Origin of the sequence: Litoreibacter halocynthiae, assembly GCF_004365635.1 — a bacterium.
In the GTDB taxonomy this organism is placed as follows: domain Bacteria; phylum Pseudomonadota; class Alphaproteobacteria; order Rhodobacterales; family Rhodobacteraceae; genus Litoreibacter; species Litoreibacter halocynthiae.
In genome coordinates this window covers 395,315-411,973 of sequence record NZ_SOBH01000001.1, presented here as the reverse complement: position 1 = coordinate 411,973, position 16,659 = coordinate 395,315, and the positions used below count along the sequence as shown (strand labels likewise).

Annotated in this window: 19 protein-coding genes and 1 tRNA gene; 14 read left to right on the top strand and 6 right to left on the bottom strand. The window is 58.6% G+C overall.

Annotated features, from left to right (window positions below; all coding sequences use genetic code 11):
* Nucleotides 1-21: 21 nt before the first annotated feature.
* From BDE40_RS02070 to fahA, 7 genes are all read left to right on the top strand, one after another.
* Nucleotides 22-1,053 carry a TRAP transporter substrate-binding protein gene (locus BDE40_RS02070; protein WP_134012382.1) on the top strand — a complete coding sequence of 344 codons (1,032 nt, stop codon included), beginning with the start codon at nt 22-24 and terminating at the stop codon, nt 1,051-1,053.
* A 3-nt stretch (nt 1,054-1,056) separates the two neighbouring features.
* Nucleotides 1,057-1,608 carry a TRAP transporter small permease gene (locus BDE40_RS02065; RefSeq protein WP_134012379.1) on the top strand — a complete coding sequence of 184 codons (552 nt, stop codon included), beginning with the start codon at nt 1,057-1,059 and terminating at the stop codon, nt 1,606-1,608.
* Complete coding sequence (locus BDE40_RS02060) at nt 1,605-2,921, top strand: TRAP transporter large permease (RefSeq protein WP_134012377.1); 1,317 nt, start codon at nt 1,605-1,607, stop codon at nt 2,919-2,921. The genes BDE40_RS02065 and BDE40_RS02060 overlap by 4 nt, the downstream gene beginning before the upstream one ends.
* 66 nt (nt 2,922-2,987) lie before the next feature.
* The gene (locus tag BDE40_RS02055; protein ID WP_134012375.1) at nt 2,988-3,533 is read left to right on the top strand and encodes a VOC family protein; all 546 of its coding nucleotides are present in this window, start codon (nt 2,988-2,990) and stop codon (nt 3,531-3,533) included.
* Nucleotides 3,534-3,597: 64 nt separating this feature from the next.
* Nucleotides 3,598-4,947, top strand: a complete 1,350-nt coding sequence (gene hmgA / locus BDE40_RS02050) for a homogentisate 1,2-dioxygenase (RefSeq protein ID WP_134012373.1) — start codon at nt 3,598-3,600, stop codon at nt 4,945-4,947.
* 5 nt (nt 4,948-4,952) lie between these two features.
* Complete coding sequence (gene maiA / locus BDE40_RS02045; protein WP_134012371.1) at nt 4,953-5,588, top strand: maleylacetoacetate isomerase; 636 nt, start codon at nt 4,953-4,955, stop codon at nt 5,586-5,588.
* Between the two features lie 10 nt (nt 5,589-5,598).
* Entirely contained in the window at nt 5,599-6,849 is a 1,251-nt protein-coding gene (fahA, locus tag BDE40_RS02040; RefSeq protein ID WP_134012369.1) for a fumarylacetoacetase, read from the top strand.
* 50 nt (nt 6,850-6,899) lie between these two features.
* On the opposite strand, the gene BDE40_RS02035 is transcribed toward fahA, so the two are convergent.
* Nucleotides 6,900-8,522 carry a thiamine pyrophosphate-binding protein gene (locus BDE40_RS02035; RefSeq protein WP_134012367.1) on the bottom strand — a complete coding sequence of 541 codons (1,623 nt, stop codon included), beginning with the start codon at nt 8,520-8,522 and terminating at the stop codon, nt 6,900-6,902.
* Between the two features lie 159 nt (nt 8,523-8,681).
* Here BDE40_RS02035 and BDE40_RS02030 point away from each other — a divergent pair, with 159 nt between their 5' ends.
* Complete coding sequence (locus BDE40_RS02030) at nt 8,682-9,647, top strand: pirin family protein (protein ID WP_134012365.1); 966 nt, start codon at nt 8,682-8,684, stop codon at nt 9,645-9,647.
* Between the two features lie 4 nt (nt 9,648-9,651).
* Nucleotides 9,652-10,002, top strand: a complete 351-nt coding sequence (locus BDE40_RS02025) for an MliC family protein (RefSeq protein WP_134012363.1) — start codon at nt 9,652-9,654, stop codon at nt 10,000-10,002.
* Nucleotides 10,003-10,077: 75 nt separating this feature from the next.
* Here the strand turns inward: BDE40_RS02025 and BDE40_RS02020 are convergent, their stop codons facing one another.
* The 3 genes from BDE40_RS02020 to BDE40_RS02010 are packed head-to-tail and all read right to left on the bottom strand — an operon-like array spanning nt 10,078 to nt 11,883.
* Entirely contained in the window at nt 10,078-10,794 is a 717-nt protein-coding gene (locus BDE40_RS02020; RefSeq protein ID WP_134012361.1) for a pirin family protein, read from the bottom strand.
* 29 nt (nt 10,795-10,823) lie between these two features.
* Nucleotides 10,824-11,414: an NADPH-dependent FMN reductase gene (locus BDE40_RS02015; protein ID WP_211342390.1), complete on the bottom strand. Its 591-nt coding sequence runs from the start codon at nt 11,412-11,414 to the stop codon at nt 10,824-10,826.
* A gap of 37 nt (nt 11,415-11,451) precedes the next feature.
* Nucleotides 11,452-11,883: a DoxX family protein gene (locus tag BDE40_RS02010; RefSeq protein ID WP_134012357.1), complete on the bottom strand. Its 432-nt coding sequence runs from the start codon at nt 11,881-11,883 to the stop codon at nt 11,452-11,454.
* Nucleotides 11,884-11,996: 113 nt separating this feature from the next.
* Between BDE40_RS02010 and BDE40_RS02005 the strand changes: the two genes are divergently transcribed.
* Entirely contained in the window at nt 11,997-12,902 is a 906-nt protein-coding gene (locus BDE40_RS02005; RefSeq protein ID WP_162848011.1) for a LysR family transcriptional regulator, read from the top strand.
* Between the two features lie 42 nt (nt 12,903-12,944).
* Here the strand turns inward: BDE40_RS02005 and BDE40_RS18150 are convergent.
* A tRNA-Tyr gene (locus tag BDE40_RS18150) sits at nt 12,945-13,028 on the bottom strand.
* Nucleotides 13,029-13,122: 94 nt separating this feature from the next.
* Between BDE40_RS18150 and rlmB the strand changes: the two genes are divergently transcribed.
* The 3 genes from rlmB (at nt 13,123) to BDE40_RS01990 (ending at nt 14,845) form a co-directional block, all read left to right on the top strand.
* Nucleotides 13,123-13,899, top strand: coding sequence for a 23S rRNA (guanosine(2251)-2'-O)-methyltransferase RlmB (gene rlmB / locus BDE40_RS02000; protein ID WP_134012353.1), 777 nt, complete (start codon nt 13,123-13,125; stop codon nt 13,897-13,899).
* Between the two features lie 59 nt (nt 13,900-13,958).
* A complete protein-coding gene (locus BDE40_RS01995) occupies nt 13,959-14,186 on the top strand; it encodes a hypothetical protein (RefSeq protein ID WP_246030331.1) in 228 nt (75 codons plus the stop codon).
* A gap of 185 nt (nt 14,187-14,371) precedes the next feature.
* Nucleotides 14,372-14,845: a CoA-binding protein gene (locus tag BDE40_RS01990; RefSeq protein ID WP_134012349.1), complete on the top strand. Its 474-nt coding sequence runs from the start codon at nt 14,372-14,374 to the stop codon at nt 14,843-14,845.
* A 5-nt stretch (nt 14,846-14,850) separates the two neighbouring features.
* On the opposite strand, the gene BDE40_RS01985 is transcribed toward BDE40_RS01990, so the two are convergent.
* Entirely contained in the window at nt 14,851-15,264 is a 414-nt protein-coding gene (locus BDE40_RS01985; RefSeq protein ID WP_134012343.1) for a VOC family protein, read from the bottom strand.
* Between the two features lie 80 nt (nt 15,265-15,344).
* Between BDE40_RS01985 and BDE40_RS01980 the strand changes: the two genes are divergently transcribed.
* On the top strand, nt 15,345-16,637 hold the full coding sequence (locus BDE40_RS01980) for an O-acetylhomoserine aminocarboxypropyltransferase/cysteine synthase family protein (RefSeq protein WP_134012341.1): 1,293 nt from the start codon (nt 15,345-15,347) through the stop codon (nt 16,635-16,637).
* Nucleotides 16,638-16,659 lie beyond the last annotated feature (22 nt).

Genomic DNA, 16,659 nt, shown 5'->3' with positions numbered 1-16,659 from the left:
CTTCAAGGGAGAACTACACTAATGACAATCAAGAACAAAATGCTCGCGCTGCTTGCTGGGGCCGCTTTCGCGACCACCAGCTTTGCAACACTCGCCTCTGCCGAAACCCAACTGGCCCTTTCAAGCTGGCTGCCCCCGCGGCATCCAATCGTGGTGGGCGCGATCAAGCCTTGGGCCAAACAGGTCGAGGAAGTCACCGAAGGCCGCGTTACCGTGCGGGTTCTGGCAAAGCCAATGGGGCCACCCCCCTCTCACTACGATATGGCCGCCGACGGGATCGCCGACATAACTTATGGCCTGCACTCTTTCACTACCGACGACCGGTTCAGCCGCTCCCGCATCGGCCAGTTCTCGTTCATCGGGGACGATGCTGTATCTGGGTCGAAGGCGTTCTGGAACGTTTATTCCGGACCACTTGAAGCCCAGAAAGAGCACGAAGGCGTCAAGTTGCTGGGCCTGTTCGTTCATGGGCCGGGCATCTTTCACAATAACGCGCGCAAGATCGAAAAAACCGAAGACTTTGCCGGACTGAAAGTTCGTGTGCCCGGCGGTTATGTATCGGAATTGCTGACCGATCTGGGAGCCACGACGCTCTTCATGTCCTCGACTGAGGTCTACGAGAAGCTGTCGCGCGGCGTGATTGACGGCGTTACATTTACCTACGAAGCGTTGACCGCGTTCAAACTGACCGACGACATCAAATACTCCATGCGGGTTCCCGGCGGGATCTATAACACCACATGGTTCATGGTGATGAACGAAGGCAAGTGGAACGAGATTTCCGAAGAGGACCGCGCCGCGATTGACGCCATCTCCGGCGAAGCGTTTGCCGAACTTGTGGGCACCGCGTGGAATGATGCCGATACCAAAGCGCTGGACGCGATCGACGCCGCTGGCATCGAAGTTTATGACGCACCCGACGCGGTTCTTGCCAACATCAAGACGCTCGCTGCCAAGCACGAAGCGGCATGGGCCGAAGCGATCAGTGGTGACGGCTATGACGGCGTCGCGGCGCTCGCAGATATGCGTAAGCAATCCGGCGTGGACTACTAAGCAATGGAAAAGCTGCGACACCGGTTTCCAAACCAGCCCCCTCAGGACGGGGGGCTGGATATCGGCCTTTTGCTGAACCGGACTCTTGGGGTCGGTGCCGCGGTTATTCTGCTTGTGCTCGCCCTTATCACCTGCATCGACGTGATCGGGCGCTACTTCCTTGACGCCCCGCTCTCAGGCGCTTTCGAGATGACGGAGTTGCTGCTTGCGGCCCTCGTCTTCATGGCCCTGCCCCTGACCACGGAACGCAACGAGCATGTCGAGGTTGATCTGCTAAACATGGCGCTTAGCCCACGGTCCCAGCGGTGGTTGTCGGCCTTTGCCGGACTGTTCTCGGCGGCTTTGCTGGCGACATTCTCATGGCGGCTATTCACCCACGCCTACCACTCTGCATTAGACGGGGCGGTGACCAACGCACTGGAAATCCCCCTCGCGCCCTTTGGCTACTTGGCGGGCGCAGCCTGCCTGTTATCGGCATTTATCGCGTTCCTGCGCGGGGTGCAGCCGCCTTTCGACCATCCCGGTGACGAGGATCATTTAGAGGGCGCACCATGACTGAATCACTGATCGGTTTTGCCGTTTTACTTGCGCTCATCTTGCTGCGGGTTCCGATTGCCTTCGCAATGTCGGCCGTCGGCGGCATCGGGTTTGCCTTATTACGCGGGTGGGAGCCTGCTTGGGCAATGACAGGCCAAGTGGCCTTTGATACCGCGCTCTCCTACAGCCTGTCGGTTATTCCACTGTTCATCTTCATGGGCAACATTCTGGCCGGATCAGGTGTGGCACAGGGCCTGTTCGCGGGGGCTAACCGCCTGTTTGGCCGAATGCGCGGAGGGCTGGCCATGGCGTCCGTGTTTTCCTGCGGCGGCTTTTCTGCGGTCTGCGGATCGTCGCTCGCCACTGCCGCAACCATGTCCAAGGTCGCCATGCCGTCCATGCGGCGCTTCGGGTATGACGACAAACTTGCCACCGGGTCGATTGCGGCTGGCGGCACGCTGGGCATCCTGATCCCGCCCAGCGTCATCCTCATCATCTACGGCCTGCTGACCGAAACCAACATCGCCAAGCTGTTCATTGCGGGCATCATCCCCGGAATAATCGGGGTTGCGCTCTATCTGGGTGCGGTGATGGTAGCCGTGCGGCTGAACCCCGCGCTGGCCCCCAAGCAAGCTGACCCCGAACCCCTCACCCGGACCGATATGATTGGCCTGTTCAGCGTTCTGGGCCTGTTCCTGTTTATCATGGTCGGCATCTATGGCGGGTTCTTTACCCCGACCGAGGCGGCGGGTATGGGTGCCGGTGCATCCGTCGTGATCGCGGCTGTATTGCGCACTATGTCGTGGCGCGAATTCTTTGACGCCACGATGGACAGTGTCAGGGCCACAGCGATGATCTTTGCCATCATCATCGGTGCCGAGCTGTTTACGAACTTCATCAACTTTGCAGGTCTGCCCGACGCGTTAGCCGGGTTCGTCGTCGACAACGAACTTCCCGTCTGGGCGGTTATCGCCTTTATCATCGTGGTCTACATGGTCCTTGGCTGCGTGCTGGAAAGCCTGTCGATGATCCTGCTGACAGTGCCGGTGTTCTATCCACTGATGTTTGAGCTGCAATTCGCCAACGAGCTGCTGCTGGACCCTGAAAACGCGCTGATCTGGTTTGCCATTGTCGTGGTTGTCGCCACCGAGATCAGTTTGATCACGCCACCTGTCGGCATGAATGTTTTTGTGCTGAAGGGCGTTTTGAAAGACGTCTCGCTGGGCACGATCTTTAGAGGTGTGTTTCCGTTTTGGGTCGCTGACATTTTGCGTTTGACCCTGCTGATCCTCGTCCCCTCGCTGTCGCTGTGGCTGGTCGGGGCAATGTAGACCCGCGCGGCCAAGTGGTCGCGCCCTAAATCTCAACCTATCTGTCTGCTCGGAAAGGAAAATCAAATGAAAATCGAACAAATTCATCATGTTGCCTACCGTTGTAACGATGCCAAAGAAACCGTCGAATGGTACGGCAAGATGCTGAACATGGACTTTATTCTGGCGATTGCCGAGGACAAGGTTCCATCCACCCATGAGCCGGACCCCTATATGCACCTGTTTCTGGATGCGGGAAACGGCAACGTGCTGGCCTTCTTTGAATTGCCGACAAAGCCGAAAATGGGCCGCGATCCCAACACGCCGGTCTGGGTGCAGCACATCGCCTTCAAGGTGAAAGACCGCGATACCTTGATCGAATTCAAAGAGCATCTTGAGGCCAATGGCGTCGAGGTTCTGGGCATCACCGACCACTCGCTGTTCCACTCGATCTACTTCTTCGATCCCAGCGGTCACCGCGTCGAGCTGGCCTGCCCCGATCCCGAAGAGGAAGCAATGCTGGCGCGTATGGACGAAGTGAAATGGGATATGCTGGAAGAATGGTCGCAGACCAAGAAAGCCCCCAAGCACGCGGACTGGTTGCACGCCAAAGAGCTTGAGAAAGATACCTGAGCATTCGCAACCGCACTGAAGATCGCTTCGGTGCGGCGCATCACACATACGAGGAGACCCGCCAATGAAAGACGCAGTTACCAGCCCCTTAGTCCAAGCTGATGGCTCCCTGACCAATCCCGGTTACATGCCCGGGTTCGGCAATGATTTCGAGACCGAGGCCCTGCCCGGCGCTCTGCCCCAAGGCATGAACAGCCCGCAGAAGTGCAACTATGGTCTCTATGGCGAGCAGTTGTCCGGCACCGCCTTTACCGATGTTCGGCCTGAGCGGACGTGGTGCTACCGCATCCGTCCGTCCGTGAAACATAGCCACCGCTATGAGAAGGTCGACCTGCCGCATTTCCGTTCCGCCCCGGACATTCACCCCGATGTCACATCGCTTGGCCAGTACCGGTGGGATCCGATCCCGCACACAGATGAGCCGCTGACATGGCTGACAGGCATGCGCACCATGACAACGGCGGGTGACGTGAACACTCAAGTCGGCATGGCGTCTCACGTCTATCTGGTGACAGAGTCCATGCAGGACGAATACTTCTTCTCTGCCGACAGCGAAATGCTGGTGGTGCCGCAAGAAGGCCGCCTGCGCTTTGCAACCGAGCTGGGGATCATTGACCTTGAACCCAAAGAAATCGCCATTATTCCGCGCGGCCTTGTTTACCGCGTCGAGGTGCTTGATGGGCCTGCGCGCGGCTTCGTGTGCGAAAATTACGGTCAAAAGTTTGAGCTTCCGGGCCGTGGTCCTATTGGTGCCAACTGCATGGCGAACCCACGCGATTTCAAGGCACCCGTAGCGGCGTATGAGGACCGCGAAGTGCCGTCGACCGTCACAGTGAAATGGTGTGGCCAATTCCACGAGACCAAGATCGGGCAAAGCCCTCTCGACGTTGTGGCGTGGCACGGCAACTACGCGCCCTATAAGTACGATCTGCGGAACTATTGTCCCGTCGGCGCGATTCTGTTTGACCACCCTGACCCCTCCATCTTCACCGTTCTGACTGCCCCTTCAGGCCAGCCCGGCACGGCGAATATCGACTTTGTGCTGTTCCGCGAACGCTGGATGGTCATGGAAGATACGTTCCGCCCCCCATGGTATCACAAGAACATCATGTCCGAGATGATGGGCAACATTTACGGCGAGTATGACGCGAAACCGCAGGGCTTTGTTCCCGGTGGCGTGAGCCTGCACAACATGATGCTGCCCCATGGTCCTGACCGTGAAGCGTTCGAGAAAGCGTCCAACGCCAACCTTGGCCCCGACAAGCTGGACAACACTATGTCCTTCATGTTCGAGACCCGCTTCCCGCAGCAATTGACCCAATTCGCGGGCAAAGAAGCGCCGCTTCAGGATGACTACATTGATTGCTGGGCGGACATGGAGAAGAAGTTCGACGGCACGCCGGGCAAGAAGTAGCGACAATGTTGACGCTTTATTCTTACTGGCGCTCCACCACATCCTACCGGGTGCGGGTGGCGCTGAACCTTAAGGGTCTGGCCTATGACACGGTGCCAGTGAACCTTGTGGCGGGCGAGCAGCGTGAACCAGACTACGTCGCAAAGAACCCCGTCAAAGGGGTTCCGACGCTTGTGCTGGACGACGGCACGGTGTTGACCCAATCGCTGGCAATACTGGACTATCTGGACCACCTCGTCCCTGACCCTGCCCTGTTGCCAAGTGACCCGTTGCTGCGGGCACGGGTGCAGGCGGCGGCGCAGGTCATTGCGACGGATATCCATCCGGTGAACAACCTCAAGGTCGTTGGCCACCTGAAGTCCGAATACGGGCTGACGGCGGATCAAGGCACCGAGTGGATGCGCCACTGGATGACCGAAGGTTTCCACGCCTATCAGGCGCTATTGCCTGACCGCAACTGGTTCAGCTTTTCGGACACCCCGCTGCTGTGTGACATCTGCCTAGTCGCCCAGCTTTATAACGCACACCGCTGGCGGGTCGACATGACGCCCTTCGCCCGACTGCTCGAAATAGAAGAACACGCCATGAAACTGCCGGCTTTCGAGGCTGCACGCCCCGAAAACCAGCCAGACGCTACCTGAAGGAATTCATATGACACAGCTACTCCGCTCTTGGGTCGAGACCGCCAATTCGGCAGATACCGACTTTCCGCTCAACAACCTGCCTTACGGGGCCTTTCGCGTCGGCGGCGGGGATCTGCACGCAGGCGTGGCCATTGGCGATCAAATCCTTGACGTAACAGTCCTGGAAAAGGCCGGTCTGTTGGACCTGCCCGAAAGCGGCGTGTTTGCCCGTGGCACATGGAACGACTTCATGGCCTTGGGGCAAGATGTCTGGGACAGCTTCCGCACGTTCCTGACAGACGCCCTAAGCGAAGGCGCTGCACAGAAGTCCGACCTTGAAGGCCACCTTGTCGCCATGACTAAGGCGACGCTGGAAATGCCGTTCACCGTCACCGAATTCACCGACTTCTACGCAGGTCGCCATCACGCCTTCAACGTAGGCTCGCTGTTCCGCGATCCGGCCAATGCCCTGCCGCCCAACTGGCTGCATATCCCGATTGGCTATAACGGTCGCGCCTCCTCCGTCGTGGTCAGCGGCACGGATGTGACCCGTCCCAACGGCCAGCTGAAATCCCCTGATATGGACATGCCGGTCTTCGAGGCGTCCAAGCGCTTTGATCTGGAACTTGAGATGGGCGCCATCGTCGGCAAGCCGTCAAAAGGCCGCGTCAGCGTGCAGGAAGCCGACGACATGATCTTCGGCTATGTGTTGCTCAACGATTGGTCCGCGCGCGACATTCAGGCATGGGAATACCAGCCGCTCGGCCCGTTTCAGGCCAAGGCGACCGCCACCACAATCAGCCCGTGGATCGTGACGAAACCGGCGCTAGAGCCCTTCCGCGCCTCAACCCCGCCGCGCGAGAAAGAGCTGCTGCCCTATCTCAAAGAACCCGGCCCGATGCTCTATGACATCGATCTGGAGGTGGGCCTCGCCCCCGACGGCAAGGCCGAGACGATCCTGTCGCGCACCAATTACAACGTGATGTATTATTCTGCCGCGCAGCAGTTGACCCACCACACCACCAGCGGTTGCCCGATGCGGGTTGGCGATTTGTTGGGGTCGGGCACGATTTCGGGGCCGGAAAAGGACAACCGTGGCAGCCTGCTGGAACTCAGCTGGGGCGGCAAGGAACCCCTGACGCTGGACACCGGCGAGACCCGCACCTTCCTCGATGACGGCGACACCTTGACCCTGCGCGGCGTGGCCAAAGGCGACGGATACCGCATCGGCTTCGGCGACTGCGCAGGCACGTTGCGGCCAGCGCCCGCTTTGGACTAAACAAAAAGATCGCCGCAGTTTTCACACCTGCGGCGATCATCCACGGTTTTTCAAATCCGCATACGCGGCACGTCATGCGGATCAAGCCGGAGTTCGATCAAAATCGGACCTTTGCGACCCTCTAGCGCCGTCAGCGCGGCTTCAAGGTCTGCGTTCGAATGCACCTCAAGCCCTTCTCCACCCAGCGATTTGGCGATCTCCGCGAAGGAGGGCCAGTGGAATTCCGTCAGGCTCGGGTCCATCTTCCGGTCAAGAAACTGGATATGCTCCGCGCCGTAAGCAGAGTCGTTTGCGACGATAACCACCAGATCAAGCCCAAGGCGCACGGCGGTGTTGAACTCGTTGATACCGCCCATCATGAACCCGCCATCACCGCTAAAGACCACCACGGGCCTGTCCGGCGCGGCAACGCCCGCGCCGATGGCTTCCGCCAATCCAAGCCCGATGGAGCCAAAGTTCGCCGTAACCACAAAGCTGTGCGGATCAGGGGCGGAAATGCGGCACCACACTTCGGTCATGAATCGCCCGCCGTCGGTGACTAGGACACGGTCACCCGGCAGGGCCTTTTCCAGCCGTTCCAGCGCTTGGACATAGTTCACAAAGCCGTCGGCTGTCTTGTTCGCCCCCGCAGGATGCGCCGTCAGCACCTCGATATCCAATTCGCGGGTGAAGCCGCTTGCTGGGATTTCTGCCTCATCCAGCCAGTACAGAATGGTCTCGGCGGTCAGGCCCGCATCGGCCACAAGTGCCGCGTCGGGATGCAGCCCGCCGCCGATGGCGGTCGGGTTCACGTCCACCTGCACGACGCGCTTGTCCTTCATCAGCTTGCCGCGATCGGTGGTGAAGTCGTGCAGTCCGGTGCCGAAACACACAATGCAATCCGACTGGGCAATCAGGTCATACGCCGCGGGCGTGGACAGCGTGCCGAAAATGTCGATGTTGTAGGGATGATCGTTGAACAACCCCTTTGCCTTCAACGTCGTGGCCAGCGGCGCTTCCAGCCGGTCGGCCAGCCGGATCAGCTGGTCGCGCGCCGTGATCGCCCCGCCACCGGCCAAAATCAGCGGACGCCGCGCCGAGGCGATCATGCCGATGGCCTCGTCCAGAATGTCGCCCTCCGCCACGCCACCCGGCGCGGTGAAAACGTCGAGCACATGCGGGGTGTGGTCCATCTCCTCCCACATGAAGTCGGCGGGCATGTTCAGCACGATGGGGCGGCGTTCGACCTGCGCGCGGTAGAAGGCGCGCGCGACGTCCATGCCGACGGTGTCGGGGGCGCGCAATTGCTCGAACCCCGCGCCGGTTGCCTTGACCACCTCACGTTGGTCGATGCCTTGCAGATGGCGCGGGTTGGCCACGGGCGTATCGCCCGCAAGAAGCACAATCGGGATATGCCCCCGCACGCCTTCCGTCAGCGCAGTCATGCAGTTGGTCAGCCCCGGGCCGTGGGTCACCGTGGCAACGCCGGTCTTCCCCGTGACATGGGCATAGGCCAGCGCCATCAGCACCGAGCTGCCCTCATGCGCGGACGGGACAAACCGCCCCTCGCAGTCGCGCACGAAGCTGTCCACCATGAACAGGTTGGCGTCGCCCATCAGGCCGAACATCGTATCAACCCCGTGATCGCGGGCACATCGGGCAATCGCTTTGTAGACGTGCATTTTACCAGTCATCTGGGGTTCACTCCTGTCGCGGTTTCATCCTTAATAGCCTAAAACTCTGGTGCGCGGTGCACAATCCGCGAGTGCGGCCAGACTAGTTTTGATACCGAAGTAGACCGCGCGCTGACGGCTACCTGCTGCGTAGTGCAAGACACCCACAGGAGACATCCCATGAGCTGGAACCCGACCCAAAACCCCGAATGCCCTGTATCGGACACCAACAGCATTGAAACGCTGATTATCCCCCGCGCCCGCGATCTGGGCGGGTTCGAGGTGCGTCGTGCCCTGCCCTCGCCCGACCGGCAGATGGTCGGCCCGTTCATTTTCTTTGACCAGATGGGCCCCGCCGAATTCATCAACGAAGGCGGGATCGACGTGCGACCGCATCCTCATATTGGCCTTGGCACTGTGACCTATCTGTATGACGGCGAGTTCGAGCACCGCGACAGCCTTGGCACCCACCAGATGATCTACCCCGGCGAAGTGAACTGGATGACCGCCGGTCGCGGCGTCACCCATTCCGAACGCACCAGCGAAGATACCCGCGCGGGGCGCAGCAAGCTGTTTGGCATCCAGACATGGATCGCCCTGCCCGAAGACCGCGAAGAGATGGAGCCCGATTTCGAGCACCACAAAGAAGCCGCCCTGCCCGTCATCACAGACACTGGCATGACGGCCCGGCTGATCCTCGGCAATGCGTACGGCGAAACAAGCCCCGTCACCATGCAATCCGAGACGTTCTATCTAGATGTCGTGCTGGATGCGGGCAAATCGTTCCCCTTGCCCGACAACCACGAAGATCGCGGCGTCTACGTCACCGAAGGCAGCATCGAAGTGGCTGGCGACGTGTTTGAGGCAGGCCGGATGATGGTCTTCCGCCCGGGCGACAAAATGACCCTCAAGGCTGGTCCTCAAGGCGCACGTCTGATGGCGCTTGGCGGCGCAACGTTGAACGAAAAACGCTACATTTGGTGGAACTTTGTGTCATCGTCCAAGGACCGGATCGAACAGGCCAAAGAGGACTGGAACGCGGCGGATTGGGCAAATGGGCCGTTCAAGCTTCCCCCCGGCGATGACGCCGAATTCATCGAGATCGACCCGGCAATGAACAGAACAAAACCCAAGGAATGGACGTAATAGCATGATGAAACTGGTTCGCCTTTTGGCTATTGGATTGACCGCAATCACGGCCCCTGCGGGCGCGGACACAACGCTGTCACTGGCTTTTGAGCTCGACGACACGGATAGCGTGACATCTGTCATCTACGATTGCGGTGATGGTGATGCGTTTACCGTTCAATATGTGAACGCAGGTGCCAATGCGCTGGCGTTGATGGAAGTGGGCGACGAGGACCGCGTTTTCGTCAATGTCGTGGCGGCATCCGGCGCGCGTTATGTGTCTGGGGCTCTTGTCTGGTGGTCAAAAGGCGATATGGCCACTTTGGAAAACGAGCTGTCGGATGGCAGCACACGGACCTGTCAGACGCAATAAACCCCGCCAACAGGCGGAGGCGGGGGTGTCGATAATCAAAAGGCCGGCGGCGGACGTGTGCCGCCAGCCTTTTACTTAGTCGGCAAGATCGAAGAACAGGAATTCGGCGTCCTGACCGGCATCGAAGGTCAAAGTTCCACCGCCCTCAATCGCCAGCCCGTCCCCTTTGGACAGGGCCACGCCGTTCACTTGCAACGACCCGTCAGCAACCTGAACCCAACCTTTGCGGCCTGCGCCCAGATCGGTGGTGATCGACTGATCGCCCCCTAACGTGGCCGCATAAACGCTCGCGTCCGCTTGCGTGGTCATCGACCCGTCGCGCCCGTCGCGCGACAGGAACAATTTCAGCGTGCCGCTCTTGTCCGCGTCCGACAGATCAATGGTGTCATAGGCGGGCTTGGTGTTCTGTTCCTCGGGCATCAGCCACACTTGCAAGAACCGCATCTCATCGGTTTGCGATGGGTTGAACTCGGAATGGGTCACACCGGACCCCGCGCTCATATATTGCACCCCGCCTGCGCCCACGATGGAGCCGTTGCCCATGGAGTCCTTGTGCTCCAGCGCGCCGCCCATGACGTAGGAAAAGATTTCGGCGTTCTGATGGGGGTGTTGCCCGAACCCTTTGCCACCCGCGACAAGATCGTCATTGATGGCACGAAGGTTGCCAAAACCCATGTGCTTTGGGTCATAGTATTCGCCAAAGCTGAAGCTATGGGCGGATTTCAACCAGCCAAAATCGGCCTTGCCGCGCTCAGCTGCGGGGCAACGTGTTAGCGTCTGTTGAATCGTCATTTTGATTATCCTTCTAACGTGTGTCTAAGTCAGCTGGATGGCGACTTGCCCGCGAGCGCACGGGACGTCTCAACCAGTTGCGTGACCGTTGTTTTCAGCAGGTTCGTATGTGGCTCGGACGCGAGCGCACCGTTTTCGTCAAACGCGCTCAGCCCGTTCGATACAGCGACCTGACTGGGCACGACGGTGACGCCGATATTGCCAAGCATCATCCGCAAGGGCACGAGACCGCGCAAACCACCCAAAGCACCGGGGGCAACGGCCCCAAGGGCGGCAACCTTGCCGCGATACGCCCAAAGGGGTGGTTCGTTTTCGGTGTGAGGCCGTGAAATCCAGTCCAGCGCGTTTTTCAGCAGGGGCGAGATCGAGCTGTTGTATTCCGGCGAGGCAATGAAGAACCCGTCGTGGTCCACAAACAGCTGCTTCAGACGCTTTGCGTTCTCCGGCAGGCCCGTGGCCTCTTCAATATCGCCGTTGTAAATCGGCATATCAAAATCGGCGAGGTCAATCAGGGTGACCTGTGCACCGGCCTCCTTTGCGGTGCCCGCAGCCAAGGCTGCGAGCTTTCTGTTGGTGGATGCTTTGCGGGCACTGCCAGCGAACATGAGAAGTTTGGTCATGATTTTGGCTTTCTTGTCATTACGAGTGTGTCCGGTCTCAGGCCTTTAAAGCCTGCGGAATGAACCCGTCGATGACCGGCAGTTTGCGCAGCGCGAATGCTCCACCGCCCTGAAGGGCGACTACGGTCGCAAGCGCGACAAGCAGCAACGGGAATTCCCAACCGCCATTTGGCGCGCTGAACAGCCAGCCGTTGCCAGCATGCGCCCAGACCGAGCCGATCAACAACGGCAAGGAGAGCAATGCCGCCAATCGGGTGTAGAGACCCAGAATGATGGCGGTACCGCCTACAAGTTCGGCGAAGATGGTCAGATAAGCTGCCATGGCTGGCAGGCCAAGGCTCTCGAAATAGCCAACGGTGCCGGGGATTGTGAATACAATCAGCTTCAAAAGGCCGTGGGCCAAAAGGACGCCGCCCAAGGAAACGCGGGTGACGAATGCGCCGTAGTTCATATCAGTATGCTGTGTCATGGTCTTGCTCCAGATGTGTGTGTCGTTGTTCTGGACCCTATATTGCATGCAGCTCAATAATTGATAATACTAGTATTTAGAAGATGACTCATTCCATTAGGTTGATAATAAAGATGGACCACATATCCCGCATTGGCGTCTTTATTGCCGTAGTCAAAGCCGCAAGCTTTGCCGGCGCCGCCCAGTCTTTGGGTTTTACCAGTTCTGCAGTCTCAAAGCAGATCCAGAACCTTGAGCAGGATTTGCAGGTCAAACTGCTGAACCGCACGACGCGGAATGTGTCGGTCACCGAAGAAGGCGCGATTTATTACGAGCGCGCCGCCCGCGCGTTGGAGGATTTGCAAGAGGCCGAAGAGGAAATCAATGAACTGAGATCTCATCCGCGTGGGCCGCTAAAGGTCAGTTTTCCACAAAGCCTCGGCAGCAAGTATTTCAGCGAAGCTATCGGGTCTTTCGCCGCGCAGTATCCAGAAGTCGAACTAGACGTCAGCCTCGATGAACGCTTCGTCGATATCACGGCTGAAGGCTTTGATCTTGCCGTGCGGATCGGATCGCTCAAGGACACGTCGTTGATTGCGCGGCGTATGGCGGCTTGTCCGTTCATTTTGTGCGCAAGTGCGGGTTACCTTGAAACAAACGGCACTCCGCAAACACCGAAAGACCTCGTCGACCACAATGTCCTCGCCTTTTCTGGGAATAGTGGGGTACATGAATGGCGTTACTGCGACCGTTCTGGCCGAACTGGTCAGATCAACTTGCATGGGGCATTCAGGTCGGATTCTGGAGATATCTTGTGCAGCGCTGCGGTTCAGGGCGTTGGCATTGCGGTTCTTCCGATCTTCTATGTTGCCGAGCACCTCAAAAATCAAAACCTACAAGTTGTTTTGCCTAGATACGTCACGTCGCCAGAACGTGACATCTACGCAGTGTTCCAGCCAAATCGTTTCCAATCCGCGCGTTTGCGACTATTTGTCGACCACTTGGTCGAGGTTTCCAAACGACTTCCATGGGAAATTTAACTACTGGCAATGGAGGACCAGTGATCGTTGAGAAAGACTGAGTGGTGGGCGACCCTGGAATCGAACCAGGCGTGCGTCTCCGCGAGGGAGTTACAGTCCCCTGCCACACCTTGCGGCCTGTCGCCCACTGGGGCGCTGGATATTAGTCATCTACTGCCCCGTCAACATGAAAACACGCCGCCGCTTGCGCTTTTCTCCATCAGATGATCTAGACCACGTTATGAAGCAGAAAAAACCCACTTGGGTCGTCCAGAAAGAGCGCGACCGCCGCGCAGCAGCAGCCGAGACCGTTTGGCTGTTCGGTATCCACGCCGTGCGCGACGCGCTGTCCAACCCGATGCGCGACCGTTTGCGCCTTGTAGTGACTAAGAACGCGGCAGACCGTTTGGCCGAAGATATTGCAAAATCCGGTATGGAGCCGGAGATCAGCGACCCACGTAAATTTGCGGCACCGATTGATCCGCAATCTGTCCACCAAGGGGCTGCACTTGAGGTCAAACCTCTGGACTGGGGAAACCTCTCGGGGCTATGTGCGCCGCGCGGTCAGAACTCGCGTGTAGTCTTACTGGACCGCGTGACCGATCCTCACAATGTCGGTGCCATCCTGCGATCCGCCGAAGTTTTCGGAGCTCGTGCCGTCATCGCACCACACCGTCATTCCGCACCCGAAACAGGCGCCTTGGCCAAAACCGCGTCAGGCGCGCTTGAGCGGCAACCCTATTTGCGCATCAAGAATCTTGCCACCACGATGGAGGCCCTGCGCGAGATGGGTTACCTATTGGTCGGGCTAGATGCGACAGGCGACACCACGCTGGAAGACATTCCGCAAGACCAGCCGATTGCCCTTGTTCTTGGTGCCGAAGGTCCGGGCTTGCGCGACAAAACCAAGGAAACCTGCGACAGATTGGCCAGAATCGATCCAGCGGGAGAGTTTGGCTCGCTCAATGTCTCGAATGCGGCGGCGGTCTCCCTATATGCAGTGGGACGCCCGATCTAAGAGGACCAATGCGCACCAATATCAAGATTGCCACCTGTTGTTATTGCGGTCGTCGTACGATGTTGAAGCCTACTGCGCGTGGTGGCCACGAATTGGCTTGTGGAAGTTGTGGCGCGCCCTTGCACGAGATGAAGTGGCTAAAAGCACCAGCGCGCAAGCAGCCGAAAACTTCTCCGTTGCTTCAATCCACGGCGTTCAAGCGGTCCCGCAAACGAAAACCTCGCAAGCCGCTATGGCGTCGCGCCTTGGAAGAAGTTTGGGACGAGGTCGAGGATATCTTCGACTAGTTCACGTTTTTGTAAGAACTCTGGAAAACCGAAGCCAGACACCCCACCTTTTATTCATGGGCACAGCAACGGAACTGCGTGCCCAATTACACTGTCCCTCGTTCCGTGACTGCGCCCGTGGCCCCCCCGCCATGGGCGCCTTTTTTTGGCTTGTCTGACACCCGTTCGGGTTTCATAAATCAGCCATGGAATATACTGACGCCCATCTCAGCCAGATACTGCAAACCACCAAGGTTATTGCTTGCGTCGGGGTTTCGACCAACCCCGTGCGCCCCAGTTATTATGTCGCCCGCTATCTGACGCTGAAAGGCTATACCGTGATTGGTGTGAACCCCGGACACGCTGGGAAAATGCTGTTCGGCCAGACGATTGCGGCGAGTTTGTCAGACATCCCGCACACCGCGCAAGTTGACATGGTCGACATTTTCCGAAGACCCGACGCCGTCCCTGCTATCGTGGACGAGGCGCTCGACGTATTGCCCCAACTCAGAACCATCTGGATGCAAATCGGGGTTACTCACCCGGAGGCCACTGAACAGGCCAAGGCCGCCGGAAAAGTCGTCATTCAGGACCGTTGCCCGAAAATCGAATATCAGCGGCTCTTTGGGGAGCTCCGTATGGGCGGGTTCAATACCGGCGTCATCTCTTCGAAATTGTAAGCGGGCTAGCCTGCAAACACGCCTGACAGATCACGGAATCCTTTGATCTCGATCGGATTTCCGGACGGATCGCGGAAGAACATTGTCCATTGCTCCCCCGGCTCGCCTTCAAACCTCACTGATGGGGCCAGAACCCAATCGGTGCCCGCGTCTTCCAACCGGTCGGCCAAGCCACGCCAGTCGTCATAGCCAAGGACCAACCCCAGATGCGGCATAGGCACCATGTGATCCCCGACCTTTCCCGTCAGGTCGTTGGCAAAGGGCTGGCCAAGATGCAGCGAGAGTTGGTGTCCGAAGAAATCAAAATCCACCCACGTGTCTGTCGACCGTCCTTCGGCGCAGCCTAGAAGCGCGCCATAGAATGCGCGGGCCTCATCAAGGTCGGTTACGTGATAGGCGAGATGAAATGGCGTCAACATGATGATGATTTACATACCATTGTAGCAGGTCTGCCAACCCACTAGTGTCCACAACAACAAATTTTCTCAGGGAGACACAAATGTCTGACACAGCAAACTACGGCTTCGACACACTGCAAATCCATGCGGGCGCCCGCCCGGATCCTGCAACCGGTGCGCGCCAGACGCCAATCTATCAAACCACCGCTTATGTGTTCCGCGACGCTGAGCACGCGGCGGCGTTGTTTAACCTGCAAGAGGTTGGCTACATCTACTCCCGCCTGACCAACCCGACAGTTGCCGTTTTGCAAGAGCGTATCGCGACCCTTGAAGGCGGCGTTGGCGCGGTCTGCTGCTCGTCCGGTCACGCGGCACAAATCATGGCGCTGTTCCCGCTGATGCAACCGGGCTGCAATATTGTGGTCTCGACGCGTTTGTATGGCGGCTCCGTCACGCAGTTCTCGCAGACGATCAAACGATTTGGCTGGAGCGCCAAGTTCGTGGACATTGACGACCTTGATGCGGTCAAGGCCGCCGTGGACGATAACACCCGCGCGATCTTCGGCGAGGCCATCGCCAACCCCGGCGGCCATGTTATGGATGTGCGCGCCGTCGCAGACATTGCTGACGAGGCTGGCGTTCCGCTGATCATCGACAACACCACAGCCACGCCTTACCTGTGCAACCCGATCAAACTGGGCGCGACTTTAGTTGTCCACTCGACGACCAAATACCTGACAGGCAACGGGACCGTCACGGGCGGCTGTGTCGTCGACAGCGGCAAATTCGACTGGACGGCATCGGACAAATTCCCCTCCCTTTCCCAGCCAGAACCCGCTTATCACGGCCTCAAGTTTGCGGAGACTTTCGGACCGCTCGCCTTCACCTTCCACGGTATTGCCATCGGGCTTCGTGACTTGGGCATGACCATGAACCCGCAGGCCGCGCATTACACCTTGATGGGGATCGAGACGCTTTCCTTGCGTATGGAGCGCCATGTCTTCAACGCCGAGAAGATCGCCGAGTGGCTCGAGAACGATCCACGGGTTGATGCAGTGACCTATGCGGGCCTGAAGTCATCGCCCTACCATGCGCTGGCTAAGAAGGTTTGCCCAAAAGGGGCGAGCGGCTTGTTCACCTTCGCGGTCAAAGGCGGGTACGATGCCTGCGTCAAGCTCGTGGACAGCCTCGAGATTTTCTCTCACGTGGCGAACTTGGGCGACACGCGCTCCTTGATCATCCACTCGGCCTCCACAACCCACCGTCAACTGTCCGAAGAGCAGCAAGCTGCGGCAGGGGCTGCGGCAAACATGGTGCGGGTCTCAATCGGCACCGAGAACGTCGAAGACCTTATCGCTGATCTTGATCAGGCATTGGCAAAAGCAACGGCCTGATACGTTTCCGCCCCTGCGTCGT